Source organism: Furfurilactobacillus siliginis, assembly GCF_001437435.1.
Classification (GTDB): Bacteria; Bacillota; Bacilli; order Lactobacillales; family Lactobacillaceae; genus Furfurilactobacillus; species Furfurilactobacillus siliginis.
On sequence record NZ_JQCB01000051.1, the window covers coordinates 1 to 226 of the forward strand.

Annotated in this window: 1 protein-coding gene; it reads right to left on the minus strand. The window is 39.8% G+C overall.

Annotated features, from left to right (window positions below):
- Positions 1 to 226, minus strand: a 226-nt coding sequence (locus IV55_RS10115) for a site-specific integrase (RefSeq protein ID WP_477190169.1), incomplete at both ends; no start/stop codon positions are given.

The following is a 226-nucleotide window of genomic DNA, read 5'->3' on the forward strand; positions in this document are numbered from 1 at the left end:
CCATTGACGGTACAATAAGAGCTCTGTTTGAACCGGTTTAAGGTACAAGGTATTAGGTTTACCAGTTTTTCGGTCATGAATAAACGCATTTTGTTTAATAGAACCGTCCGGATTAAAAATATCGGTTTGTTTTAAGCGCATGACATCACTGACTCGCAACAGTGTCGCTTTGCCAACTTGAAAAACTGTATAGTTACGCCGGCCAGCTTTAAAGTTGTTGAGTAAG